The 673-nt window shown below is 53.3% G+C and carries 1 protein-coding gene; it reads left to right on the top strand.

Features of this window, described 5'->3' with window-relative positions:
* Positions 1 to 235 precede the first annotated feature (235 nt).
* Positions 236 to 634, top strand: a complete 399-nt coding sequence (locus QMG93_RS34975; protein WP_281944514.1) for an SRPBCC family protein — start codon at positions 236 to 238, stop codon at positions 632 to 634.
* Positions 635 to 673: the final 39 nt, after the last annotated feature.

Below are 673 nucleotides of genomic sequence, written 5' to 3'. Positions count from 1 at the left end.
CATCTTGCAAGAAGGACTGCGTTTGTTGGCGAAGGCCAACTGAACTGCGGGAACCGCAGGGATCGCTTGCTCAAGAAGAGAAGGATGCTTCTCTGTTCGCAAGAATCCCCCACCTCAGCGCCATTAGCGCAGGTGGTGGGAGTGTTCAATCAATCTTTTGGCTGTCGGATGATTTACAATACCGGTATGGCTTGCTAAAGCCGAGATGCCAACCGAAAGGAGAATGCGATACACGATGACCGTGCAGCCTTCCAAAACATTAAGCATTTCGATTGAGCGCCGGCCCGAAGAGGTGTACGCTTATGTGACGAACCCGGAGAATTTTCCGGAATGGGTAACGTCCTTTGTGAAATCGGTCCGGAGATCGGGAGAGGACTGGATCGTAGAAACGATGGAAGCTCCGATCACGCTCAAGTTCGCGGACAAGAACGATTACGGCGTGGCGGATCATTGGGTAACCGTCGCCACCGGACAAACGATCCTGAATCCGATGCGGGTCGTTCCCAACGGCTCTGGCTGCGAGGTGGTCTTCACGGCGTTCCGGCAGCCCGGGATGTCGGACGAAAGCTTCGCGAACGATACGGCGATGATCGAGAGAGACTTACGAACGTTAAAGCGGATCATGGAAAAGTAATTTTTTGAACGGGAGATAACCGCCCATCGATGGCAATGA

Origin of the sequence: Paenibacillus tyrphae (assembly GCF_027925525.1) — a bacterium.
GTDB lineage: Bacteria > Bacillota > Bacilli > Paenibacillales > NBRC-103111 > Paenibacillus_G > Paenibacillus_G tyrfis_B.
The sequence above is the reverse complement of the archived record's forward strand: the minus strand, read 5'-3'. Positions and strand labels throughout refer to the sequence as shown.